This window comes from Thermodesulfobacteriota bacterium, from assembly GCA_039028315.1.
GTDB lineage: Bacteria > Desulfobacterota_D > UBA1144 > Nemesobacterales > UBA2774 > CR02bin9.
In genome coordinates, this window is sequence record JBCCIH010000008.1 from 1 (window position 1) to 23,017 (window position 23,017).

Sequence of the window (23,017 nt, forward strand, 5' to 3'; positions counted from 1 at the left end):
GTTTGTAAATGACTGTGATGGTAATCCAGATAGTCCTGGTAAAAGGTATGTTGCGTATCTAGATGAAAATAACAATGGTATGAGAGACCAAGGTATAGACACACCTGCAGGATTTATTGACATATGCGACGGTGCTCAAGGCCCACAGGGTGTTCAAGGCGTTCAGGGACCGCAAGGCCCGGCAGGAAATGATGGCTCAGACGGAGCAACAGGACCCCAAGGACCACAAGGCCCGGCAGGAAATGATGGCTCTGATGGTGCAACAGGACCCCAAGGACCACAGGGCCCGGCAGGAGATGACGGCGCTGATGGAGCAACAGGACCAGAAGGACCACAAGGCCCGGCGGGAGATGACGGTTCTGATGGATTACAGGGAATTCAAGGGCCGGCAGGTAATGATGGAGCTGATGGTGTTTCAGGGTATGAGAGGGTATTTAACGATGTAATAATATCAACTTTTCTGGGAACTTCTTCTATGTTTTTTAGCGATATAGTAGATGGTAGTGTAATGTGTCCCGACACAAAAGTCGTTTTGGGCGGAGGATGTGAAGTTTTAAATATTGATGTTGTCGCGGACGGTATTCCTAAAACTTTATCTATGCAAGCTTCATATCCCACAGATGATCAGACTTGGTATTGTCAGGCCAGAAATCAGATTCTCTCATCTGCCACAGGCGCACGAGTAAACATTATTCTGGCTACGCCTGCGGGATCACCAGGTAATGAATCCAGACTTCGCATTTGGGCTATATGTGCTGATGTGAATTGATCTTATCATTTGGCTTGAAAATGAAAGTAGATGGAGTTTTAATTTTATATTCTACGATTTATAAAGGTACTAAAAGAACAGTGTAACTACTAAATACATTGTTATGAGAAGCCCAAAATAAGCTAAAGGGAATACCCATCTACAGACTTCGTCTACACGGTCTCCAGCTTCTCTTTTCCCTTTCTTATCAAGAGTGCCCACTATAAGGTTAATCACAACCGTGGCGCACATAGTTATGTAGCTTATGTTTAAGAATCCATGAACTAGAGTGAAATATGAGATTTTGGGCAAATGATCACTAGTAACGAGCAGATAGGCAAAACCAGTTAGAATTCCAATAAAAGATACATTGAGTCTATCTCCAAGTGATGATTTATCCATCCAGAAGACGGTGAAAGAAAGTATCACAATTACAATCATTGGAACAATAACAAGCCGGACTATGTAAGAAGGCTTTCGCTTTACTCCCACACTTACAACAAAGGCTGATGAGACTCCTAAAGCTCCAGAATAGTAGGAGTAAAAATCACTCGCAGTTTGAGTGATATTAGTTACGGACCATTGTGGGGTTGGAAAAAGGGTCTTTATTGGTTCGGTATAGTCGAATACTGATTTTAATAGGACCTCATTCTTATCAAATCCTACAAGCTCAAAAATAGCATCCAAACGCTGTTTATCAAAAGGAAATTTTTGCAAATCAAGCCTAACTTCGGCTGTGGCATTAATAGTTTGGATTAATGTAGACATTCCGTCAGGCAAAACGCGCAAAGTAATTCCATTTATTTCATATAAACCAGCTTCATTTACAAGAAACACCTGCGGATACCACCTGGTAGCAACCTCAGCGAATTGAAAGTTGCCCTGGAATATTTTTTCATTCACACCAGTGATTTTAGGATCGAAGGCTTGGCGAGGGTCCCGCCATGTAAGTGTTAGAACCCCTGAGAACTCAAACGTATCAACTTCATCATGAATCTCATTTATATCATGAAGCTCAAAATAGGCTACAACAACCACTGGGCCATCTTGTTCTGGAGGTCCGAGTAAAAATTTCTCATTTGATTCGGCATTGGCGGAGTTTATATCTTGCAATGAATGTTTATCGCTCAGAGCCTGATATGTAGTAAATAGAAAAGTGAAAAATACAAATAAAACTGTATAAAAGACAATTCTCATTAATATTGATCTCCACAAGAGCTGTTGCTAACTGGCCAGAGATAAGACTCTCTAAGCACCTACCACTGATTAATTCTAATCGCAAAATACGAAAAGAAAAGATTATTTAGATTTATATCAATACAAAGAATATGCCTGATTGTATTCTAGGAAAGCACTTGAGTTTTTCTTACATAAAATAAGAGAAACAAAGTGGTAGCTGGGGCTATTGGATACAGTTCGAACCTTGGCTTACAATAATAATTTAAGTAGTGAAGATACAGTATTTCAAGAATATAGTATCACTTTTAACAATGCCCATATAACAAGCTTGTCTTTTAGGCCAGATCTGATGGCTGTACAATCATATCGCTCATATCTCCGCCCGGGGTTAGCATGGGATAAACCATTTCCTCATAATCAACCTCAATTTCAATTAAAACCACCCCTTTCATGGTAAGCCCCTCTTTGAGACTCGGTTCAACTTCCTCGGGTTTAGTAATGTGAAATCCCGAAGCACCGTAAGACTTAGCAATTTTAACAAAATCCGGAAGCACTTCGAAATAAGACGAAGAATAATTGCTGTTAAAAAATAGAGTCTGCCACTGCCGCACCATTCCATGATGCCTGTTGTTTAGCACTATTATCTTTAAATCCATCTCGTTCTCTACAGCGGTCGCAATCTCCTGCATATTCATCTGGAAGCTACCGTCTCCGCATACGCATATCACCTGATTGTCAGGTCTCCCAAATTTTGCGCCGATCGCAGCTGGGAGTCCAAAACCCATGGTTCCTAAACCACCCGAGGTAATGTGCGCTCTTGGGTTCTTGAATCTGTAAAACTGGGCAAGCCACATCTGATGCTGACCGACGTCAGCCGCTACTATGGCTTCCCCATTGGTTATCTCAGAGATCTTATCTATTACATAGGTTGTTTTTATCTTAGAGCCCTGCTGTGAATAACTCATAGGATGTTCTTGGTCCCAATCCCTTATCTTTTTGATCCAGTCTGATCTGTCGACCTCAAAATCAGAGGGGATTATCTCAAGCATCTGCTTTAACACTGCCTTGGCATCCCCAATAATCGGGCAGTGGACAACAATGTTTTTATCTATCGTTGACGGGTCTATGTCTATATGAATAATCTTCGCCTTTGGTGCGAATTTCTCGAAATTACCACCTGTAGCACGATCATCGAACCTTGCGCCTATGGATATAACCAGGTCACTTTCATGTACGGCCATATTCGCGTTGTAAGCGCCGTGCATTCCTATCCAGTTAACATAGAAAGGGTCGTCCGTAGGATAGGAGCCTATTCCCATTAGGGTATTGGTTACAGGTATTTTGTAGGCATGCGCAAACTTTACGAGCTCATCAGTGGCTCCTGATATTATTAGTCCCCCGCCGCCGAAAATCACAGGGCGCTTTGATTTAAGTATCATCTCAACAGCCCGTTTTACCTGTGCAGGATCACCCTTCTTAACCTCCTTGTAACCCCTTATGTCCAATTTGGGTAAAGTGAATTTCTCTTCCCCGGCTAAAACCTTAAAAGGTATGTCAACTAAAACAGGCCCGGGCCTTCCGGTCTTTGCAACATGAATTGCCTCTCTTATGGTTTTAGTAATATCAGAAGTTTTTTTAACGAGATAATTATGCTTAGTGCAGGATTGAGTAATCCCTATATGATCTGATATAAATGTATCTCCCGTGTCAGTATTCCAAGGGTCGAGATCTGCTACTATGCATATGATTGGTGCTGAGTCCATGTGTGCAGTTGTCAGCCCGGTAACGGTATTAATGCCATATGGTCCCGGGAGAGTTATCAATACTCCCGGCCTACCTGTGGCCCTTGCGTACCCGTCGGCCATGTGCGCGGCTGCCTGCTCGTGGCGTGCTTTTACAAATTTTATCTTATCCCTATATTTCTCAGGGATAAAACAAAGAAAATCAGTCTCTCTGCTGCTCAGAGGACAGAACACAGTGTCTACTCCCTCATTTACCAGCATCTCTAATAATATTTCTCTACCCTTTATTTTTTCCATTTTCTATTTACCCATTAGAACTCTATATTTCCACTTTTTAAGTGATAGTTTTTAATAATTTTTCTGCAACCAATTCAGAGGAGGCAGGGTTTTGTCCTGTAATCAATAGACCATCAGTGACACAATAGGGAGCCCAGTCTGAACCTTTTGAGTATATACCTTCATTTGATATCAGCATGTCCTCAACCAAAAACGGAACAACATCAGTCAACTCAACCGCATCTTCCTCAGAATTAGAAAATCCGGTGACTTTTTTCCCTTTTACCAAACTATTCCCATTTTGGTCTTTTGTATGCTTAAAAACTGCAGGAGCATGGCAAACAGCTGAAATGGGCTTATTGTTTGCGTAGAATGTCTCTATTAAGGAAATTGAGTCTTTACTTTCTGCCAAATCCCATAAAGGGCCGTGCCCACCCGGATAGAAAACAGCGTCATAGTCCGCCTCTTCTACATCTTCTAATTTATATGTTTTGCTCAGAATGTCTTGTGTTCCAGTGTCTTTATTAAATCTCTCAGTAGAGGGTGTCATAAATTCCGGTGAAAAGCTTTTAGGATCGATTGGAGGCTGTCCCCCTTTCGGAGATGCTAAATCTACAATGATTCCGTTATCCCTCAAAATATAATATGGGCTTGCAAACTCTTCGATCCAAAATCCTGTTTTTTCTCCTGTGTCACCTAATTGATCATGACTAGTGAGCACAAATAATACTTTTTTCATAATATATCTTCCCTGATGTTACACGTATTTTATTCAAGTAAAAAGATAATTTATAGAATATAAGTGTAGCAGAGTAAAAGATTTCACAAAATAGATGCTGGCTGCTCAGAGCTATTCTTGAAATACAGATTCAAACAAGAAATCATCTCCTGTACAAAAAAGATAGAAGCAGCAATCAAGATAGTAGTCATATCATATCAGCTTTAGCGTTTCATGGACTAGCTTGTAATAGACTTGTTGATGTATTGAATAGCCGTAGTCTTGCCTGACTTCTAATATCTGTATTGAATTGATATATAATAATATTGTTTTGATGGGATCTGGGCCGAGAGGATTCGAACCTCTACAACTGGCGTCAAAGGCCAGGGTCCTACCATTAGACGACGGCCCAATAATGAGTTAGTTATGTTACCAAGATTTTATACCCTTAGCAATAAAATTCCCAATATCTATTCGATTTTCATGAAAAATTTCCATATATCGGATTTTCGTATAACCTTCTTGACAGTAAGTGATTTATATAAGAAACTAAAGCGTTTTAAACAACATGAGCGCGTAGCTCAGGGGTAGAGCGCTTGCTTGACATGCAAGAGGTCGCTGGTTCAAATCCTGCCGTGCTCACCACGATAAAATAGAAAATGGCTAATATAAACATACAACTCCCAGATGGAGAAAGTAAATCGTTCCCCAAAGGAACTACAGTAGGCGAAATAATAGAATCTATAGGCGCTCATAACTCCGCCGTAGGGGCCAGAGTAAACGGCGATCTTGCGGATTTCTACTATGAACTGGACTCAGATTCTGAACTTGAGCCTATTAAGATGAATTCGGAAGAAGGGCTATATTTTATTAGGCACACCGCTGCCCATGTAATGGCTGAAGCAGTGCAGAGTCTATTTCCTGATGCAAAAGTTACCATAGGTCCTGTAATTGATAACGGATTCTACTATGATTTTGAATATTCAAGGGGATTTACACCCGAAGATCTTGAAGCAATAGAAAAGAAGATGAAGGAGATATCTTCTCAGAAAAAGCCGCTGGTCAGGAAAAAAGTATCGCGTGAAGACGCAATTCAAATATTTGAAAAAGATGGAGAGAGCTATAAAGTCGAGATCGTAAACGATCTCCCCTCGGATCAGCCAATAACAATATATGATCAAGAAGGCTGGTATGACCTTTGCCGTGGGCCTCATGCGCCGTCAACCGGATTTGTTAGAGCCTTTAAATTACTTAGCTCAGCAGGAGCATACTGGAGAGGGGATGAGAAAAACGCAATGCTGCAAAGAATTTACGGCACAGCGTTTTGGGATAGGAAAGAGCTTAAGGCTTATCTGGACCAAATAGAAGAAGCTAAAAAAAGAGATCATAGAAAGCTCGGAAAAGAGCTTGATCTATTCAGTATACAGGAAGAAGTTGGACCGGGACTTGTGCTTTGGCATCCAAAAGGTTCAAGAATAAGAAAAGTAATTGAGGATTTTTGGCGTGATCAGCATGAGAAGTATGGATACGAGTTTCTCTATACTCCTCACATAGCAGACATTGATCTTTGGAAAACAAGTGGGCATTTGGACTTCTACAACGAAAATATGTATCCAAGAATGGAAGTGGACAACACTGAGTATCAGATAAAGCCCATGAACTGTCCATTTCATATTATGATCTATAAAACTGATATAAGAAGCTACCGTGATCTGCCGCTTAGGTGGGCAGAAATAGGTACCGTATACCGCTATGAGCGTTCAGGGGTGCTTCACGGCCTACTCAGAGTAAGAGGTTTTTCACAAGACGATGCACACATATTCTGCAGACCCGATCAAATAGAACAAGAGGTTATTGAGGTCCTTGATCTAACAACTCTATTTCTAAAAACGTTTGGTTTTGACGACTATGAAGTTTACCTTTCCACAAGGCCGGATAAGTTTGTGGGTGTTGAGGAAGTTTGGGATAAAGCCACCGATGCCCTTCGAGCTGCACTTGAATCCAAGGGTTTGGACTATGAAGTTGATGAGGGAGGGGGCGCGTTCTATGGTCCAAAGATCGACCTTAAAATTAAAGATGTGCTTGGTAGAGCTTGGCAGTGCTCCACAGTTCAGGTAGATTTTAACCTTCCTGAGAGGTTTGACATGTCATATATAGGTGATGACAATGCTCGTCATCAGCCTATAATGATTCACCGCGCAATATTCGGGTCAATGGAAAGGTTCTTTGGGGTTCTCATTGAACATTACGGGGGAGCATTTCCACTTTGGCTAAGTCCGGTTCAAATGCGGATTGCGACAATAGGCGATGAACAGGTAGAGTATGGTGAGCAGGTTTATAAGGCACTTAAGGAAAAGAAACTAAGAGTTGAGAAAGATTTTAGAAACGAAAAGCTTGGGTTTAAAGTAAGAGAGGCCCAGCTTGAGAAAATTCCCTACTTACTTGTAATAGGGAATAATGAAATGGAGTCGGGTACAATAGCACCTAGAAAATTAGGAGGAAAGAATTTACCCTCAATAAGCGTTGAAGATTTTATAGCTTCTATAGAATCGGAGCTTGACCCGCAAAGCTGGCGGGAAGGCGAATAAAGATAGCTAGAGTGAAAGGAAGAGGATCTTACAAAAGCAGGGAGCCTGAGGTTAGGATAAACCAACGGATTAGAGCCAGGGAAGTGAGGCTTGTTGACGCTGATGGCTCGCAGTTGGGAGTGGTTTCAATACAAGAGGCGCTAAATTTGTCTGAGGACAGGGGCGTGGATCTTGTTGAGGTTGCGCCTAATGCAAATCCTCCTGTTTGCCGGCTCATGGATTACGGAAAATATAAGTATGAACTTAAAAAGCAAGCAGCGGCTAAAAAGCAGAAATCACAGACAGTAAAAGAAATTAAATTTAGACCTAATATCGGAGATCATGACCTGGATGTAAAAATAAACCGCATCCGGGAGTTTTTAGAAGAAGATAATAAAACAAAAGTTAGAATATTTTTCAGAGGTAGAGAGATTGTTCACCCAGAGTTAGGAAGATCTCTTGCAAACAGGATCTTGGAGAGAGTAGCAGATTTAGGCGGGGTGGACATACCTCCTAAGATGGAAGGAAAGAATTTAACAATGGTGATTACACCAACGAAAAAAACTCAAGAAAAGAGTGCTAAGAAAAAAGACACTGAGGATGAGAGCGCTCAAGGTGGGAAAGAAAATGCCGAAGATGAAATCAAATAGAAGTGCCGCAAAAAGATTCAAAGTTACCGGTAGTGGTAAGATAAAAAGAGCTAGGGGCGGAGGACACCATTTAAACGTTAAAAAATCTAGAAAACGTAAAAGAAGACTTAACGATCCTAAGTTTTTAAGTGGTGATGTAGCTAAAAGAATAAAAAGTTATATATAAATAAAGTATTACTAAGATTAGGAGAATGAAATGAGAGTAAAAAGAGGAGTCCCTTCTAGAAAAAGAAGAAAGAGACTACTAAAACAAGCCAAGGGTTATTGGGGTAAAAGAAAAAATAACATTCGTAGGGCTAATGAAACTTTAATCCGTGCACTAGCCTATGCATATAGAGACAGGCGTCAGAGAAAAAGAGATTTCAGAAGGCTATGGATTGCTAGAATAAACGCTGCAGTAAGACCATATGGACTCTCGTACAGCAAATTCATGGGTTCACTCAAAAAAGCAGGGATTGAACTAGATAGAAAAGCGCTTTCTGAGATGGCAATAAGAGAACCCGAGAGTTTTAAAGCAGTGGTTGATGTTGCTAAATCCGGCCTAAATTAATTACACTCTGTATACATATACAGTCACTTTTCGTAAGTTATAACTTTCACCAAAAATCAGAATCTAAACTGTGTGCGGGTCGCCCTCAAGCGGGCAGCCCGTGCATATAGGTTTTCTTTTCTTGCAGTGCTCTTTACCTAACTTTACAATAAGCGCATGATATTCGTTAAATATAGTAGGCTCATGTTCTAAGGAGTCCATAAACAGCTCCTGCATCTCATTATAATTAGTTTCTTCAGGCACAATTCCATGTCTTGAGAATATTCGGTATGTGTAAGCATCTATTACAAAGATTGGTTTCACTGCTCCATAAAGAATTATACTGTCGGCTGTTTCAGGTCCGATGCCCTTAATGTGAAGCAGATTATTTCTGAGTGTCTGAATATCTTCTTTAAATAACTTATCTAAATCCCCGCTATAGTTTTCAAATAAGAAGTTTATGAAATATTTTATTTTGATAGCTTTTTGGTTGTAATACCCAGAGGGTTTTATTAAAAGTGCAAGCTCATCTACGGATAGCAATTTCAATTTATTAGCAGAGATAAGATCTAGAGATTTTAAATTAGAAATTGCCTTTTCTACATTTTTCCATGACGTATTTTGGGTTAGTATTGCCCCTAGAACGTATTCAAGCTTCGTATCTCCGGGCCACCACCCCTGAGGACCATATTTTTGATACAGTAATTGATAGATATTTTTAATTCTTGGTGATGTGTCCATATAACGACTACTTACTTGGTAATTTTATTATTTGGGGCTTTCTCTGCCTGATTATAATAGGTCATGGCCTCCGGGAGCCATCTTTGCAAGTTTTGAACCCTTGTCTGATAGCCCGGGTGCGTTGATAAAAATTCTGGCGGCGAAGACCCCTTGGCGGCGGCGTCCATTCTCTGCCAGAACGCTACTGCCTCACGTGGGTCATAACCGGCCTTGGCCATATAGATTAGCCCGATTCTGTCTGCTTCTGATTCTTGAGTTCTGCTAAAGGGTAAAAGCACTCCTACATTTGCTCCAAGCCCATAGGCCTGCATTACAGCTTGATATACATACGGGTCACTTCCGCCCATGGCTGCTCCGATTCCTACCGCTCCTAGCTGCGCCAAAACACTGGTTGAAACTCTCTCACCACCGTGTCTGGCCGTAACGTGGGCCACCTCGTGCGCCATTACGGTTGCAAGCCCGGCGTCAGTCTGTGCAACTGGCAATAGCCCTGTATATACTCCTACTTTACCGCCAGGAAGCGCAAATGCATTTATCTGATCATCGTCATCTATAACTTTAAAATCCCAATTAGCGTTCTGCGAGTGCGATACAGCAGCAATTCTTTTGCCTACTCTCGTAACTGCATCGTTATAACTTTGATTTGTCGATAATGTTTCACTTTTCAGTACTTCATTAAATGCTGTAAGCCCCATCTCATTTTCTTGGTCCTGAGTAAGGATTATAAACTGAGAGCGCCCCGTTATAGGCGCTTTATAGCAAGCAATTATAGTTGATGCTAATAGGAAACAGCTTAGTAGTAAAACTAATGGAGTTTTAAATTTGTCAGAAAACAGTTTTCTTAACATATTGAATCACCCGCATATAAATACTTTGTTATATGGTTAATATAACCTACTTTGAGGCGATTCTTAATAAGATTTTGGATACAGGTTATTATCTGCCGGCGGTGCGTGGCGGATAATAACCTGTCCAACTTAGTTTAATTTATAGCTTATTCGCCTAAGTTAACTTCTTTCATTCTTCTGATACCTTCATCGATATCTTCATCAGCGCAGGCATAAGTTACTCTTACAAAACCCTCACCTTGGCTTCCGAAAGCTGTACCGGCTACTACGGCAACACCAGCTTTCTCAACTAACTGATCTGTAAATTCCTGAGATGTTAGTCCTGTGCCTCTAATGTCGGCAAAAGCATAAAAAGCGCCGTCAGGGGTGTCGCAGGTTACGCCAGGAACAGTGTTAAGCCCAGCAACCATGCGGTCTCTTTTCTGCTGAAGAAGTGCATGCTTCTCATGTACCCAGTCCTGAGGCCCTGTGAGTGCAACGTATGCAGCTTTTTGAATAAATGCTGCAACGTTTGTAATACTGTCCTGAAGGAAGATTGAAAGTTTATCAATCACAGGCACTGGAGCAACTGCAAATCCTATTCTCCAGCCTGTCATGGCGTAAGTTTTTGAGAATGTGTCGATAACTAGTGATCTTTCAGCCATTCCCTCTACGTTGGAAATTGACAAATGTGGCTTATCATAGGTGACATGGGAAAATATTTCGTCTGTGATTACCATTAGTTGTGGATTCTTAAATACAAGCTCTGCTATCGCGTCGGGGTTCTCTACTAGGTGTCCGTTTGGTCTCTGCGGGGTATTAATGATAAGCAATTTGGTTTTATCTGTGATCATCGCATCCAGCTTATCGACGTCAAACTGCCAGTCAGGATCGGTAAGTGGTGTGTGATCTATCTGAGCCCTTACATATTTTGCCCACACCTCATCAGGCGGATAGCCTGGGTTAGGGAAAATAACGTGGTCTCCTTCTTCAAGAAATGTCAGTAGCGACATTGTAAGCGCGTGTTTTGCACCCGCTGTAACAATAACCTCTTCAGGTTTTGTTGGTCTTCCGCGTCCTGTCATTTCTTCTGCAAGAGCTTCTCTTAGCTCCGGCAGTCCCGGTCCCGGATCGTATCTGACATAACCATCTCTGAGTGCCTGCTCAGTTGCCTCTAATACGTGTTGAGGAGTTTCAAAGTCAGGACCTTGATAATCTCCCTTTTCAAAATGAATAATCTTCTGCCCGGTCTTTTTCTCTAAGTCCCGTGCTACCCTCATGCTAGCCCATTGTTTTGGCGGAACAAAGTGGCTAATTTTTGAGCTGAATGGATATGAAACTGCCATTTGAAATACCTCCTATATGTTAATGACTTCTAAAAGTACTACTGTGATCCTCTCTCCCCAAAGGTACTTTCTTGTTGAGAGACCATAATACCCTCAGAAATCATTGAAAATACCTCCTCCGCGATTTCGCCTGCAGATTTATCTGTTGGATAGAAAAACATCACCGATCCTACTAATCCAAAGATAATTAGAGCCATAAGCTCCGTATTTGCAGGTCGAAACGATCCTTCTTTGATGCCTTTTTCTAAAATTTTTCTATATAGTTTTATTCTTCTATGACGCCAGCGCTCTGTGAACTCAAAGTGCTCTTGTATAAGCCTGGTTTCATCACGAGTCAAAATACGAAGCACATCCATGTTCTGGAAATAAAACTGGAATATTAATGCCAATATGTTCTTGAGTTTTTCTGGAGCTGGGTGGTGCTTTGCTATTTCTTTCTCTAATATGGACTCGATTGTCTGGTGTGTGTGCTCTAGTATTTCCAGGTATAGATTTTCTTTGGAATCAAAATATAGATAAATTGTTCCTTTGGCTACGCCAACTTCTTCGGCTATCTCATCCATGGTAACATCATGGTAAGTTTTTTTGGAAAACAGATTAGCAGCCGCTTTCATTATCTCGTCTTTGCGGCTTTTGGTTCTGCCTCTCTTCTTTGAAGGGGCAGCTTTTTTATTCATTAATTTTTGCGGTTTTGCCATATTTAACCCATCACAATTAAATTGAACTGACTAGTCAGTCACAAGATAATATTATAACTCAAATTCTTTGTCAAGAGGTTTTTTTTAATTCTAAAAAAGTTTATTTGGCTTAATAGCAGATCTTAGTATTAAACAGATGTGGTCTTAGCTATAGACATTGAGATTTTTATGGCGGTATAAAAAATGTTGCAATCACATAAATCTTAATAATACTATAATATCAATAAACCAATTCGGAGGTATTTATATGAGAAGTGTCGGATTATTAATGTTGTTACTTTTAGCAACCGGATTTATCTATACAGGCTGCAAGCAGGCTGAGGAAGTTGTAGAAAAATCGGAGCAGGCGCATGAAGCGGCCAAAATAGAATTTGAAAATACCATGCCTGAGAAGCTGGCCCCAGAAGTTTGGAAACTTGTACATACTGAGGATTACAAGCTCAAATGGCAAAACTGGCCCGAAAAAAAGGATATTTATGTAAATCCTATTGCCCAGGAAGCAATTGAAACCAAAGAAGCTGAATTTCCTATTGGGTCTATCATAGTCAGGGAAAAGTACTCAGACCAAGAAAATTTAGAGCAGGTAACTATTGCCTACAGAGCCAGCGATAATGATGTAAACAACGGCTGGTTCGAAGCTGATTATGCTCCTGATGGACAGGTAAAAAAGGTATATGAGAAGGTCTTTAACATAAGGCCGTAAGTATTCTTTAATCTTAAGAACTAACTCATTTCAAAATCAAAATTAATTAGAACTATCCTATCAGAATTGATAGGATAGTTCTATCAGTCTATAGATACCTATTCAGGTATACTACTACTCCAAAATACCACAGATAATGTTATTTCCGATCCTGATTAATGACGAAGAAGAAAACTCTCTTTTCTTTACTATTAAAATATAAATATTCATTTCTAGCTGGTTTAGTAGCGCTTTCACTTGTGGACATATGTCAGCTTTCTATTCCACTTATAATAGAGAGAGTAATAGATGCGCTAACATTAGAGAATGCATCAATAAGCGATATTTCCAGATACGGACTGTATATGCTCATAATTGCAATAGCGATGTCCGTTTTCAGATTCTTCTGGCGATATTTCATAATGGGCGCGGCGAGGAAAATAGAGCAGTCACTAAGAAACGAGTTCTTTGCCCACCTTCAGAGTCTTAACTTTGATTTCTTCTCGCAGAGAAAAACGGGTGATTTGATGGCCCACACTGTAAACGACGTTGAAACACTTAAGTTTGCCTGCGGGTTAGGGGTGCTTGTTGCATATGACGGAATATTTCTTTTGGTATTTATATTTGGGGCAATGCTCTATATTTCTCCTCAGCTTACTCTTTATGCCTTTATCCCTTTCCCCATTTTGGGGATCATTATTTACTTCTTTGGCAAAATGATCGAAAAAAGGTTTCAGAGGGTTCAGGACTCATTCTCAGAACTCACAGAAAGCGCCAGAGAATCAATATCAGGCATAAAAGTTGTAAAAGCATTCGTAAGAAAAGATGAAGAGTTAAAGGATTTTTCGGGATCAAGCCAGGACTATCTGGATAAAAACTTAAACCTCATAAAGATTTGGGGCGTGTATCAGCCTATAATTACATTTGCAGCGGCATCAGCAACAGCAATATTCCTCTGGCTTGGAGGGATTAAGACTATTACGCTCGACATATCATTAGGAAGCTTTGCTGCGATTCTTGTTTATTTGACCATGCTCACCTGGCCGATGATGGCTATGGGATGGGCGGTTGATATTATTAAGAGAGGAAATGCTTCACTTAACAGATTAAATGCTGTTTTGGCTGAGAAACCTAAATCAATTTCAGAGCCTGGTGCAGTAGATCACAATATTAAAGGTGAAATTGAATTTAACCACTTAACATTTTCCTATCTTGATAGTCCAGCTCTAATCGATGTCTCACTTAAGATTCCAATTGGCCAAGCGCTTGGTATTACAGGAGGCACTGGATCAGGAAAAAGCACCTTGTTTCATCTATTGACCAGAATACAAGATCCGCCAGAAAACTCAGTGTTCATAGATAGTATAGATGTAACAAAAATTACAAGGGCAAGCCTTAGAGAAGGGATTGTTTATGTTCCCCAGGAAACTACAGTGTTTAGCGGGACTATTAAGGATAATATCTCATTTATGAATCCTGTTATAACTGATGAACAAATAGAAAATGCTGCTAAGGTGGCCGAGATATATGATGAGATAATTCAGTTCCCGGGCGGCTTTGAAGCAAGAGTGGGCGAGAGGGGACTTAGTCTCTCAGGCGGGCAGCGCCAAAGGCTGGCCTTGGCAAGAGCCATATTACTTAAGCCACGTGTTTTGATCTTAGATGATGTTTTTTCCTCGCTTGATCTTAAAACTGAGAGTTTAGTTCTTAGAAATTTGAGAAAAGAGATGAAGGGCAGCACCCTTTTAGCAATCTCAAGCCGTGTGCCTTCGATCAGCGGGTTTGATAGGATTGCAGTAATGGATGAGGGAAGTTTGGCTGAACTTGGAACACATCAAGAGCTTATGGCACAAAAAGGGATTTACTACGGCCTTTATAAAATCCAAACTTTCGAATAATAAGCAAATGAGTGTCGAAAATATGAACAAAACAGGACTAGTCCTATATTTTGCATATGGCTCTAATATGAACCCAGAGAGGATGAGGGAAAGAGGGGCCGCATTTTACTCAAGAACAAATCTAATTTTCCCAGGCTATAGATTGGTTTTTAATAAAATTGTTAAAACCCCAGATGCCGGAGCAGCAAATATAGTTCGTGATGAAAAAGCTTATGTACAAGGAGTTCTCTATCTTGTCACACTAAGGGGTATTTATAATCTAGATAAATTTGAACACTATCCAGATGAATATGACAGAGTGAGTCTAAGCCATGTTGTTAATGATAATTCCAAACAAGAATTTTACACATATATCGCCCAGCCTGATAAAACCAGAGAGGGCTTAATGCCTCTTAGTTCTTACTTGGACCATCTATTAGCAGGTCGGGATTTGCTCACAGAGGATTACTGCAATTTTTTAAAAGAGATTAAGACCTTGGATTGATTGACGCTTAATCCTATCTTAATCCTCATGGGTTATTATTTAGGAATCAACCGATGTTATTTGGTATAATTTAAATACTAATACAAAACGGAGGTGTTTCTGATGGCAGATAACGTTAGGAAGCTATATCGCTCAAGTCATGACAAAATGGTTGCTGGGATCTGCGGCGGTTTTGCAGAGATGTTTTCTGTAGATTCCACTTTGATAAGACTAGGTGTGGTTTTTCTAGGCCTTATAACGGCAGTAGTGCCTCTTGTAATAGTTTATATAATAGCTTGGATTATTATTCCTGAGGGCGCGTCAGAGTAGTTGGGATATAAACTCAAAATTCTAATTAGGAGCTCATGTGAATTACCTCGAAGTTGCGGAAAATACTGCTAGAAAAGCAGGCGTCGTACTATTAGAGAATCTTGGAAAAGTAAAAGAGATTGAGTTTAAGGCCAAAAATAGCCTCGTAACTGAAGTAGATAAGCTTTCCGAGAAGATAATAATAGAGGATATAAAAAAGAATTTTCCATCTCATAGTATATTTGCAGAGGAATCCGGGAGGGATACTCAAAACTCAGAGCACCTTTGGCTTATTGACCCGATAGACGGTACCACTAACTATGCCCATGCTTATCCTTTTTTCTCAATATCAATAGCGCTTGAAATAAATGGTGTAGTAGTAGCCGGCCTTGTATACGATCCGGTTAAAGATGAGATGTTTACTGCTGAGCTTGGTAAAGGCGCATTTCTAAATGGCGAGCCTATTAAAGTATCTAAATCACATGCAATTGAACACAGCCATGTTTGCACCGGGTTTATGCACGAAGTTGAGTGGATGGTAGAGGTTAATATCAGACACTTTGGAAACTTTATCAGAAAAGCAAGAGCGGTAAGACGAGACGGCTCGGCGGCGCTAGATGTATGCTATGTGGCGTGCGGTCGTTTTGATGGTTTTTGGGAATTAGGGCTTAATCCCTGGGACACTGCGGCGGCAGTACTTATTTTAAAAGAGGCGGGCGGTCATGTAACTACTTTTTCGGGCGGCGACTACACTATTTACATGAAAGAGATTCTTGGGTCAAATGCGATTGTGCATGATCAGATGATAGAAATTTTGGCTCTTGAAGATTAACTCCTATATACTTTAACTATGAATATTTTTAGAGTCATACTTTTGGGATTTATCTTAGTGTTTTCCGCTAGTTTTGTATCTGCGGACGAAAAAGAAATAGCTAAGTACTACTTTGTAGGTGGGATAGGCGGCGAGCTTGCCATTCAAATGGAGCTTCAGCTACAGGGATCACAGGTGCGAGGTACATATTATTATGAGAAAACAGCAGTCCCGCTTAGACTCCTAGGCCAAGTAGACTTTAAAGAGAATACGATAACTCTTACTGAGAGTGATGATAAAAAGAATAAGACGGGCCAGTTTGAAGGAAAATTTACTCCAATTCCAGATGGGATCGGCACTACAATTCAAGGCACATGGTTTAGCCCTGACAAAAATACCAGACTTCCGTTTGGGCTTACAAAAGTGTCAAACTATGAGTTCTTGAGTATAAAGCAGGGCAACTTCAGTGAGGCCAAGTGGTCTTATCCTAAACTAATCTCGGAAAATGAAGTAATACAGCAAATCACACCTAAATTAAGTGATAGCATGAAGCCCCAGATAGATGAGTATCAAAAAGATGCTAAAGAGGGTTTTATGGAGGACCTAATCACAAGTACATGGCTTTTTAACTATGATTATTCAATTGAGTATTACTCAGAAGACCTACTGAGCTTTATAGGAGTTGTTTATTCCTATACCGGCGGCGCTCATGGTAATACCTACTTTGTGTCATCAAATTATTTAATTGGAGATGATGACTCCAAGCTATTAAAATTAGAGGACCTTTTTAAAACAGATTCAGACTATGTGAAAGTTCTCTCAAGTCTTATAATCAAGGACCTGAAAAAGCAAAAGGCCGACTGGGTTCTAAGCGGTTCTGTAACATCCCTCAAAGAAGATGAGATAGGCCCTTTTGCTGTAAATCCTGCGGGAATCAGATTTGCCTTTGCCCCTTATGCCATGGGTCCGTATTCTCAAGGCGCTTTTTTCGTCACCGTTAATTATGAAGACCTTGGAGATTTAATAGATCCTCAAGGACCTATCGCGAAGTTTATCAAACCCGCCGAAAAACAAAACACGCCTCAGCAATGAGTTTTCCTGCTATAATAAGTGCTCATGATATCAGATGAGCTAAACGAACTAATTCGCCCTGTTGTGCTAGTCCAAAAACTGATCTGGTTTATTATCGTAGGATCCATAATCTTCTATATTGGATTTGTATATTTTTTTACAGGTGAGAATAAAGCCATTTCCTCTCCAGATATTAGCTATTTACAGCCGCTCATTTATATCCTGGCGAGCCTAAGTGTACTTGGCTCAATTTTCTACTATAGATATGCACTGTCTGAGAGTAAGCTAAACCAATTTATGACTAAGGATGTTGATATTCAGTCACTAGTAATGAATCCAAGGACTAAGGAGATAGACTCAGACAAGCTGGCAAAACTAAAATCGCTTTCTGACAGAGATACCAAAATTTACTCCCTTATGTTTGAGCTTCAGAAAATCACAATCATAGTTTTAATATTAAATGAGGTAACTGCAATTCTAGGTTCGGTTCTTGCCTTTGTTAATGATGATGCTGCTAAGATAGTACCTTTTGCAATTGCATCGCTGGTTTTAAGTTTTTGGATGTTCCCAAGACATATGCCCCTAATAAAAAAAGCGGATTCTTTAAATTAATTTTTAGATTAAAAGAGATGGATGGAATAATAAACGACCAAAACCGTAAGTGGGTTATCCTTGCAATGGCGAGCCTGGGATTTGGGCTTATAATGCTCGATGAAACTGTTGTGGCAATCTCGCTTCCTACAATGCAGCACGATCTCTCCATGAACGTAGTGCAATCGCACTGGATAATTAACTCATATCTTCTTGTAATAGCCGGCTTCATTGCGGTAGGCGGAAAGCTAGGCGACATAACAGGTTATAAGACTCTTTTTGTTACCGGTGTATTAATTTTTGGAATATTCTCCTTGGCCGCAGGATTTGCTCAGAATGCAGTTTGGATTTTAACGGCAAGAGCAATGCAAGGGCTTGGGGGCGCTATAATATTTCCGGCCTCTATGGCTCTTCTTGCACTTACTTTCCCTGCAGAACAAAGAGGTATGGCGATGGGCATTTACGGCGCAATAGGCTCTTCGTGCAGTGCGCTTGGACCAATTATAGGTGGATTTCTTACAAATGATATCTCGTGGCGCTGGATTTTTTGGATTAATTTTCCAATCGTACTCTTAATACTCGTAGTATTTCTAGCCGCCTGGCGTGAACCTAAACTAGATGCCCCTAGGCCCCACATTGATTTATGGGGATTGGTTACTCTTGTAATAGGCATAAGCTCACTCGTTCTCGCAATTATGCAGGGTCCAGAGTGGGGTTGGGGCTCGAGCGCAATAATATCACTCTTTGCAGTATCTGCAGTATTTTTAGTAATGTTTTATGTAGTAGAGTTAAAAGTAAAAGAGCCTCTTATAGAAATAGATTTATTTAAAAACGGTACTTTCTCCTCATCAAACTTGGCTATTTTCACTGGACAGTACACAAAGATAGCAGTAATTGTTTTCGGGGCACTTTACCTGCAGCAAGTTCTTAAAATGGATCCGCTAAAGGCAGGGGTGATGCTATTCCCAGCGCTTGTTCCTATTCCATTTATGGCAGTCTTGGCCGGTAATGCCACAGATAAATACGGTCCTAGAAACCCTGTTCTTATAGGACTTTTTCTTGGTGCAATAGCACTTTTCGCAATGGGCCTTACAGCAGGAACAGACAGATACCTATACTTGGTACCGACGCTTGTTCTTTGGGGAATTTCGGTTTCCTGGATGTTTGCTCCTGCGCTGGTTGCTGTGATGAATGCTGTTCCTGCAGAAAAACAGGGTCAGGCGAGCGGGATTGTACTAACTGCGCAAATATTTGGGGCAACTATTGGGCTTGCGATTCTTAGCGCCGTATTGAATGAGCTTCACAACTTTAGAATCGTGTTTATTTCAACTTCCGCAGTGGCTGTTGTTACTCTCCTAATCGGCTGGCTCTACTTAGAGCGCGATAAATAGTTTAGGTCTTTTCAAAAATGCATTTAAATCTGATCATATCGAAGGTAGCTTATATATTATGTCTTCAAGGTATTTAGTTCTAATCGTAGCTCTTCTTGCACTATCTATTTTCGTAGTGGCATCAAATTTCATTCCATCAGAAAAAGCGGGGCCGCACGAGCTCACCTATAAAGGCGCTGTGCTCGCTCATATTCACAGAATAGGAAATGGTTATGGTTCAACAAAATCTATGAATATGCATGAGCATTTAAACAGCATCGGCTACAACTATGTTCAGCTAAACACCTTTGCCTATATGTGGGATAGAAGACGCACTAAGGTTTATTCAGGCGGCGATCCTTCAATGGCAGAGCCATTTGTAGAGAAGGAAATAAAAAATCTACATGAACTAGGATTTAGAGTGATGCTAAAACCTCATATATGGATAGGCGGTCTGGAGCTTGATCCTGATAACTGGAGAAGCAAAATTGATTTTGATGATCCTCAAAAAAGGCGAAAATGGTTTGACAGCTACACAGAGTTCATTTTAGGCGAAGCACAGCTAGCCCAAAGAACGGGAGTAGAGATGCTTGTAATAGGCACTGAGCTCGTTGGGGTTTCCAAATATACTGATGAGTGGAGAGAGATTATTAAAAAGGTTAGAGATATATACAGCGGGAAACTTACATATGCTGCAGAGGGTATGAATGCTCAGAAAATTGAGTTTTGGGAAGATTTGGATTATATAGGGATTGATGCCTATTTCCCTCTCACAGATAAGACCGCTCCAACTTTAGATGAACTATTAGAGGGCTGGAATAATTACGAGCCTCAAATAAGAGCACTATCAGAAAAGTATGATAAGAAAATTATTTTCACAGAAATTGGGTTTAAATCAGTTGAAGGCACTGCTATAAAGCCTTGGGAGTGGAAGCAGGACGGCAAGACTAGCCAAGAAGAGCAGGCCCTTGCATTTGAATCAACATCAGAGGTGTTTAGCGATAAACCTTATTTAGCCGGGATTTTTGTCTGGAAATATTTCACCGATATGAACAGTGACGAAAGGGGAAATGTGGAAAAGGGATTTACTCCTTATAAGAAAGAAGCTGAAGAGGTGCTATCTGAATGGTTTAATACGAGTCAGCATGATGGCAAAGTTAATTAACATACAAAATCCACCCGCTGTCATTGGCCCTCAAAAGCCCGCTTACAGTCACATTCGTCCTTTCGGGATTCTTTTCTAAAGCCACTATATCTTCAAGTGATCCGTGAAGGGCATAGATCTCCCCGTCATCAGTCTTAATAAAATGAGCATGTGGTTCAGCTTCATTACAAGGCCCGCCGGCAATCTTAGGATCGGCCATTCCTTCTTTATAGTTCGGGAAAACACAAAGCACCGAACCTGTTACAGTAGTTTTTATAGAGTTTTCTTCTACCTCTAGAGCCGGCGTATAGAGCTGCCATGCCCTTTCGTGCCCAACAGCTTTGCCTTTTAATCTAAGAGGAAGTCTATAACCCATCCTGCTCTTGGAACCCTTTTTAATTCTTTCCATTTCTTCTGGAGCGCCGTGAAGCGAGTAGAGTTTGCCGTCAACTCCAAGTAGATATAACAGGCCCATACAGTCAGTAAATTCTTTTGACACCTCAGCCTCGCCGTCACTGTCAACTTGAATACATACCAGCTGGCCTCTCATAATTTCTATTTCTTCGGTATCTGAAAAACTGTTAGCGGAGAAAAAAACCAAGCCTACTACAAGTGCACCCAAAATTACTAAATGTCTCATAAAAAGACCCCCATTTAAAATTGCTAACACAATTCTAGACTACAAGAATTTAGATACACTATGAAAAAAAAAGTTTCTTTTGATTATTCTTTTAGATCTTAAGCTCTGGTAAAACCTCGTTGACAGAGTTTTTTAAAAAGTCCCTTTCATAAACATCTCTGTCTACGACCTCATCGTTCCATATAACTATATCAAGATCAATAGTCCTTGGGCCGTATTTATTTTTCTTTGGTACCCTTCCAAGGTTTTTCTCGAGATTTTGTAGCCACTGCTTTAGGCTCTTAGAGTCCATTTCCGTCTCTATCAGAAAAGCGCAGTTTAGAAAGTTGTCCTGCTCCAAATAACCGATCGGCTCGGTTTCAATTAATGAAGAGGATTTGAGTATATTAAATCTTCTGGCCAGTGCCCTTTTAGCATCTTGTATATTCTTATCCGGCTCAATGTTAGAACCCACCCCTATTACTACCTTGTTGATTTTCATTTTTACCTGCTTTGGATTTGTGTCACTGAGACCGAATCTGTAAATCTAAGTGCCCCAGGTTTGTCTACTCTCACGCTGGCTTTGTCCACTTTTTCATTTTCCATTACTATCTTCATAGCATCACCAGCTATTTTCTCAATCAAGTTAAACTCTTTCCCCTCTACCATATCGATTATCTTTTTGGTTATGGTCTTGTAGTCGATTGTGTCGTCAATAGAGTCAGTCTCAATTGCCTTTGTACCGTCAAATTCCATATCAATATTGATAATCACATCTTGCTTCTTTTCTTTCTCCCAATCGTATATTCCAACAATTGTCCTGAGTTTTAAATTCTCTATTTTTATTATCATGATTTCGTTCCTATACTAAGTGCTGCCCGCCGTCTACATAAAGATATTGACCGGTTATAAAATCATTATCCAATATATATTCCAGTGCTCCTATAATATAGCCCGGGTTACCCGGTTTTTTGAGAGGTGTGCTCTGGGCTATATTTTCCAAATATGAGATGTCCTCACCCGGTGGTGGAAGGATGGGGCCGGGGCATATCCCGTTTACCCTTATCTTGGGTCCAAGCTCTTTTGCCGCCATGAGAGTAAAATCTCTTAGAGCTTTCTTGGTTAAGTTATATGAAAAGTGCTTGGTTTCTATTTTATTAATTCTCATATCTAACATGTTTACTATTAACTCAGCGCTGTCATATTTGCTAAAATCCTGGGAGAGAAAAAACGGGGCCTTAAAATTAGTATTGAAATCTCGGTCAAATATTTCCTCTGTAACATTTGCAAATGAAAAATCTTCAAATAACGAAGCATTATTTACTAAAATTGAGCAGTTTGGAAAAACTTCAAACACACTTGGAACAAGAGTTCGTACTTGTGATATCTCTGAGAGGTCGGCTTGAAATACTTCGGCCCGGGCTCCTGTGCCTCTTATTATCTCTGCAGTTTCAAGGGCATCTTTGTCTGAATGGTTATAATGCACGGCAATATCATAACCCCTTTGCGCCAGACAAAGTGAGATTTCCTTTCCTATCCTCTTTCCCCCTCCTGTTATTAGCGCAGCTTTACTCATGGTTTCTCTTGAAAAAATATATCATATCATAACGAAGCCAGTTTAAGTCCCACAATTCCTACTATGATAAAGCCTATAAAGACATATCTTAATAAAGTGCTGGGCTCTCCTAAAAGCCATATCCCTAGAAAGAAGGTTCCAACAGCTCCAATACCAACCCAAACTGCATAGGCGGTTCCAACTGGTATTTCCCTTTGGGCTAGAAATAAGAAAAAGCCACTAAGTAAAATACTTACAACCGCAAAAGCGGCATAACCATAATTCACCCCATTTTCAGACCATGCGAACTTAAGCCCCATCGGCCATCCCCATTCCATTACCCCGGCTATAAGAAGATATATCCAAGCCATTTAACAAACCCCCTGCGAAAAGTATTTAGATAAGACTACCCATTTTTTCTAAAAACGTAGACGAAACTTTTTTTATACGCCCTACATCTAATAAAAAGATCCCAAGACTTTA

The 23,017-nt window shown here is 40.4% G+C and carries 26 protein-coding genes and 2 tRNA genes; 15 read left to right on the top strand and 13 right to left on the bottom strand.

The features are described from left to right. Window positions 1-769, top strand: a 769-nt coding sequence (locus AAF462_01200) for a hypothetical protein (GenBank protein ID MEM7007733.1), incomplete at its 5' end; no start/stop codon positions are given. Window positions 770-838: 69 nt separating this feature from the next. On the opposite strand, the gene AAF462_01205 is transcribed toward AAF462_01200, so the two are convergent. From AAF462_01205 to AAF462_01220, 4 genes are all read right to left on the bottom strand, one after another. After that, a complete protein-coding gene (locus tag AAF462_01205; protein ID MEM7007734.1) occupies window positions 839-1,945 on the bottom strand; it encodes a hypothetical protein in 1,107 nt (368 codons plus the stop codon). A gap of 317 nt (window positions 1,946-2,262) precedes the next feature. Then, window positions 2,263-3,966 carry a biosynthetic-type acetolactate synthase large subunit gene (gene ilvB, locus AAF462_01210; protein ID MEM7007735.1) on the bottom strand — a complete coding sequence of 568 codons (1,704 nt, stop codon included), beginning with the start codon at window positions 3,964-3,966 and terminating at the stop codon, window positions 2,263-2,265. Between the two features lie 37 nt (window positions 3,967-4,003). Continuing rightward, window positions 4,004-4,684 carry a type 1 glutamine amidotransferase domain-containing protein gene (locus AAF462_01215; GenBank protein ID MEM7007736.1) on the bottom strand — a complete coding sequence of 227 codons (681 nt, stop codon included), beginning with the start codon at window positions 4,682-4,684 and terminating at the stop codon, window positions 4,004-4,006. Between the two features lie 320 nt (window positions 4,685-5,004). Further along, window positions 5,005-5,075: transfer RNA gene (locus AAF462_01220), tRNA-Gln, on the bottom strand. A gap of 158 nt (window positions 5,076-5,233) precedes the next feature. On the opposite strand from AAF462_01220, the gene AAF462_01225 reads away from it, so the two are divergent. The 5 genes from AAF462_01225 to rplT all read left to right on the top strand — a co-directional run bounded on the left by AAF462_01225 (window position 5,234) and on the right by rplT (window position 8,430). Beyond that, a tRNA-Val gene (locus AAF462_01225) sits at window positions 5,234-5,308 on the top strand. Window positions 5,309-5,322: 14 nt separating this feature from the next. Beyond that, complete coding sequence (gene thrS, locus AAF462_01230) at window positions 5,323-7,251, top strand: threonine--tRNA ligase (protein ID MEM7007737.1); 1,929 nt, start codon at window positions 5,323-5,325, stop codon at window positions 7,249-7,251. 11 nt (window positions 7,252-7,262) lie between these two features. Further along, entirely contained in the window at window positions 7,263-7,880 is a 618-nt protein-coding gene (gene infC / locus AAF462_01235) for a translation initiation factor IF-3 (protein MEM7007738.1), read from the top strand. Further along, the gene (gene rpmI / locus AAF462_01240) at window positions 7,858-8,046 is read left to right on the top strand and encodes a 50S ribosomal protein L35 (GenBank protein MEM7007739.1); all 189 of its coding nucleotides are present in this window, start codon (window positions 7,858-7,860) and stop codon (window positions 8,044-8,046) included. The genes infC and rpmI overlap by 23 nt, the downstream gene beginning before the upstream one ends. Window positions 8,047-8,076: 30 nt before the next feature. Continuing rightward, window positions 8,077-8,430 (top strand): 50S ribosomal protein L20, encoded by a 354-nt coding sequence (rplT, locus tag AAF462_01245; protein MEM7007740.1) that lies wholly within the window; start codon window positions 8,077-8,079, stop codon window positions 8,428-8,430. Window positions 8,431-8,493: 63 nt separating this feature from the next. On the opposite strand, the gene AAF462_01250 is transcribed toward rplT, so the two are convergent. From AAF462_01250 to AAF462_01265, 4 genes are all read right to left on the bottom strand, one after another. Continuing rightward, window positions 8,494-9,150, bottom strand: a complete 657-nt coding sequence (locus AAF462_01250) for an endonuclease III domain-containing protein (protein ID MEM7007741.1) — start codon at window positions 9,148-9,150, stop codon at window positions 8,494-8,496. An 11-nt stretch (window positions 9,151-9,161) separates the two neighbouring features. Continuing rightward, the gene (locus tag AAF462_01255; protein ID MEM7007742.1) at window positions 9,162-9,998 is read right to left on the bottom strand and encodes a M48 family metallopeptidase; all 837 of its coding nucleotides are present in this window, start codon (window positions 9,996-9,998) and stop codon (window positions 9,162-9,164) included. A gap of 146 nt (window positions 9,999-10,144) precedes the next feature. After that, on the bottom strand, window positions 10,145-11,323 hold the full coding sequence (locus AAF462_01260) for an aminotransferase class I/II-fold pyridoxal phosphate-dependent enzyme (GenBank protein ID MEM7007743.1): 1,179 nt from the start codon (window positions 11,321-11,323) through the stop codon (window positions 10,145-10,147). A 38-nt stretch (window positions 11,324-11,361) separates the two neighbouring features. Further along, window positions 11,362-12,021, bottom strand: coding sequence for a TetR/AcrR family transcriptional regulator (locus AAF462_01265; protein ID MEM7007744.1), 660 nt, complete (start codon window positions 12,019-12,021; stop codon window positions 11,362-11,364). A 247-nt stretch (window positions 12,022-12,268) separates the two neighbouring features. Between AAF462_01265 and AAF462_01270 the strand changes: the two genes are divergently transcribed. From AAF462_01270 to AAF462_01310, 9 genes are all read left to right on the top strand, one after another. Then, complete coding sequence (locus AAF462_01270) at window positions 12,269-12,724, top strand: hypothetical protein (protein MEM7007745.1); 456 nt, start codon at window positions 12,269-12,271, stop codon at window positions 12,722-12,724. Between the two features lie 158 nt (window positions 12,725-12,882). Next, window positions 12,883-14,601 carry an ABC transporter ATP-binding protein gene (locus AAF462_01275; GenBank protein ID MEM7007746.1) on the top strand — a complete coding sequence of 573 codons (1,719 nt, stop codon included), beginning with the start codon at window positions 12,883-12,885 and terminating at the stop codon, window positions 14,599-14,601. Between the two features lie 7 nt (window positions 14,602-14,608). Continuing rightward, window positions 14,609-15,085: a gamma-glutamylcyclotransferase family protein gene (locus AAF462_01280; GenBank protein MEM7007747.1), complete on the top strand. Its 477-nt coding sequence runs from the start codon at window positions 14,609-14,611 to the stop codon at window positions 15,083-15,085. Between the two features lie 102 nt (window positions 15,086-15,187). Beyond that, window positions 15,188-15,394 (top strand): PspC domain-containing protein, encoded by a 207-nt coding sequence (locus AAF462_01285; GenBank protein ID MEM7007748.1) that lies wholly within the window; start codon window positions 15,188-15,190, stop codon window positions 15,392-15,394. A 37-nt stretch (window positions 15,395-15,431) separates the two neighbouring features. Beyond that, a complete protein-coding gene (locus tag AAF462_01290) occupies window positions 15,432-16,205 on the top strand; it encodes an inositol monophosphatase family protein (GenBank protein ID MEM7007749.1) in 774 nt (257 codons plus the stop codon). Between the two features lie 18 nt (window positions 16,206-16,223). Beyond that, the gene (locus tag AAF462_01295; protein MEM7007750.1) at window positions 16,224-17,276 is read left to right on the top strand and encodes a DUF3298 and DUF4163 domain-containing protein; all 1,053 of its coding nucleotides are present in this window, start codon (window positions 16,224-16,226) and stop codon (window positions 17,274-17,276) included. A 24-nt stretch (window positions 17,277-17,300) separates the two neighbouring features. Then, entirely contained in the window at window positions 17,301-17,867 is a 567-nt protein-coding gene (locus AAF462_01300) for a hypothetical protein (GenBank protein MEM7007751.1), read from the top strand. A 17-nt stretch (window positions 17,868-17,884) separates the two neighbouring features. Further along, window positions 17,885-19,237, top strand: a complete 1,353-nt coding sequence (locus AAF462_01305) for an MFS transporter (GenBank protein MEM7007752.1) — start codon at window positions 17,885-17,887, stop codon at window positions 19,235-19,237. 58 nt (window positions 19,238-19,295) lie between these two features. After that, window positions 19,296-20,381 (top strand): hypothetical protein, encoded by a 1,086-nt coding sequence (locus AAF462_01310; protein MEM7007753.1) that lies wholly within the window; start codon window positions 19,296-19,298, stop codon window positions 20,379-20,381. On the opposite strand, the gene AAF462_01315 is transcribed toward AAF462_01310, so the two are convergent. The 5 genes from AAF462_01315 to AAF462_01335 form a co-directional block, all read right to left on the bottom strand. Beyond that, window positions 20,374-21,000 (bottom strand): hypothetical protein, encoded by a 627-nt coding sequence (locus tag AAF462_01315; protein ID MEM7007754.1) that lies wholly within the window; start codon window positions 20,998-21,000, stop codon window positions 20,374-20,376. The genes AAF462_01310 and AAF462_01315 overlap by 8 nt on opposite strands. Window positions 21,001-21,091: 91 nt before the next feature. Then, window positions 21,092-21,481 carry a 2-amino-4-hydroxy-6-hydroxymethyldihydropteridine diphosphokinase gene (gene folK, locus AAF462_01320; protein MEM7007755.1) on the bottom strand — a complete coding sequence of 130 codons (390 nt, stop codon included), beginning with the start codon at window positions 21,479-21,481 and terminating at the stop codon, window positions 21,092-21,094. A 2-nt stretch (window positions 21,482-21,483) separates the two neighbouring features. Beyond that, on the bottom strand, window positions 21,484-21,831 hold the full coding sequence (folB, locus tag AAF462_01325; protein ID MEM7007756.1) for a dihydroneopterin aldolase: 348 nt from the start codon (window positions 21,829-21,831) through the stop codon (window positions 21,484-21,486). A 10-nt stretch (window positions 21,832-21,841) separates the two neighbouring features. Continuing rightward, the gene (locus AAF462_01330) at window positions 21,842-22,555 is read right to left on the bottom strand and encodes an SDR family oxidoreductase (protein MEM7007757.1); all 714 of its coding nucleotides are present in this window, start codon (window positions 22,553-22,555) and stop codon (window positions 21,842-21,844) included. A gap of 26 nt (window positions 22,556-22,581) precedes the next feature. Next, window positions 22,582-22,905, bottom strand: a complete 324-nt coding sequence (locus AAF462_01335) for a multidrug efflux SMR transporter (GenBank protein MEM7007758.1) — start codon at window positions 22,903-22,905, stop codon at window positions 22,582-22,584. Between the last annotated feature and the right edge of the window lie 112 nt (window positions 22,906-23,017).

Coding starts and splice junctions, on each gene's coding strand:
- AAF462_01285 (MEM7007748.1), top strand. CDS start 15,188: ATGGCAGATAACGTTAGGAAGCTATATCGCTCAAGTCATGACAAAATG.
- AAF462_01270 (MEM7007745.1), top strand. CDS start 12,269: ATGAGAAGTGTCGGATTATTAATGTTGTTACTTTTAGCAACCGGATTT.
- AAF462_01215 (MEM7007736.1), bottom strand. CDS start 4,684: ATGAAAAAAGTATTATTTGTGCTCACTAGTCATGATCAATTAGGTGAC.
- folB (MEM7007756.1), bottom strand. CDS start 21,831: ATGATAATAAAAATAGAGAATTTAAAACTCAGGACAATTGTTGGAATA.
- AAF462_01335 (MEM7007758.1), bottom strand. CDS start 22,905: ATGGCTTGGATATATCTTCTTATAGCCGGGGTAATGGAATGGGGATGG.
- AAF462_01250 (MEM7007741.1), bottom strand. CDS start 9,150: ATGGACACATCACCAAGAATTAAAAATATCTATCAATTACTGTATCAA.
- thrS (MEM7007737.1), top strand. CDS start 5,323: ATGGCTAATATAAACATACAACTCCCAGATGGAGAAAGTAAATCGTTC.
- AAF462_01265 (MEM7007744.1), bottom strand. CDS start 12,021: ATGGCAAAACCGCAAAAATTAATGAATAAAAAAGCTGCCCCTTCAAAG.
- AAF462_01255 (MEM7007742.1), bottom strand. CDS start 9,998: ATGTTAAGAAAACTGTTTTCTGACAAATTTAAAACTCCATTAGTTTTA.
- AAF462_01310 (MEM7007753.1), top strand. CDS start 19,296: ATGTCTTCAAGGTATTTAGTTCTAATCGTAGCTCTTCTTGCACTATCT.
- AAF462_01260 (MEM7007743.1), bottom strand. CDS start 11,323: ATGGCAGTTTCATATCCATTCAGCTCAAAAATTAGCCACTTTGTTCCG.
- ilvB (MEM7007735.1), bottom strand. CDS start 3,966: ATGGAAAAAATAAAGGGTAGAGAAATATTATTAGAGATGCTGGTAAAT.
- AAF462_01275 (MEM7007746.1), top strand. CDS start 12,883: ATGACGAAGAAGAAAACTCTCTTTTCTTTACTATTAAAATATAAATAT.
- AAF462_01315 (MEM7007754.1), bottom strand. CDS start 21,000: ATGAGACATTTAGTAATTTTGGGTGCACTTGTAGTAGGCTTGGTTTTT.
- AAF462_01295 (MEM7007750.1), top strand. CDS start 16,224: ATGAATATTTTTAGAGTCATACTTTTGGGATTTATCTTAGTGTTTTCC.
- AAF462_01205 (MEM7007734.1), bottom strand. CDS start 1,945: ATGAGAATTGTCTTTTATACAGTTTTATTTGTATTTTTCACTTTTCTA.
- AAF462_01280 (MEM7007747.1), top strand. CDS start 14,609: ATGAGTGTCGAAAATATGAACAAAACAGGACTAGTCCTATATTTTGCA.
- rplT (MEM7007740.1), top strand. CDS start 8,077: ATGAGAGTAAAAAGAGGAGTCCCTTCTAGAAAAAGAAGAAAGAGACTA.
- AAF462_01330 (MEM7007757.1), bottom strand. CDS start 22,555: ATGAGTAAAGCTGCGCTAATAACAGGAGGGGGAAAGAGGATAGGAAAG.
- folK (MEM7007755.1), bottom strand. CDS start 21,481: ATGAAAATCAACAAGGTAGTAATAGGGGTGGGTTCTAACATTGAGCCG.
- AAF462_01305 (MEM7007752.1), top strand. CDS start 17,885: ATGGATGGAATAATAAACGACCAAAACCGTAAGTGGGTTATCCTTGCA.
- AAF462_01300 (MEM7007751.1), top strand. CDS start 17,301: ATGATATCAGATGAGCTAAACGAACTAATTCGCCCTGTTGTGCTAGTC.
- rpmI (MEM7007739.1), top strand. CDS start 7,858: ATGCCGAAGATGAAATCAAATAGAAGTGCCGCAAAAAGATTCAAAGTT.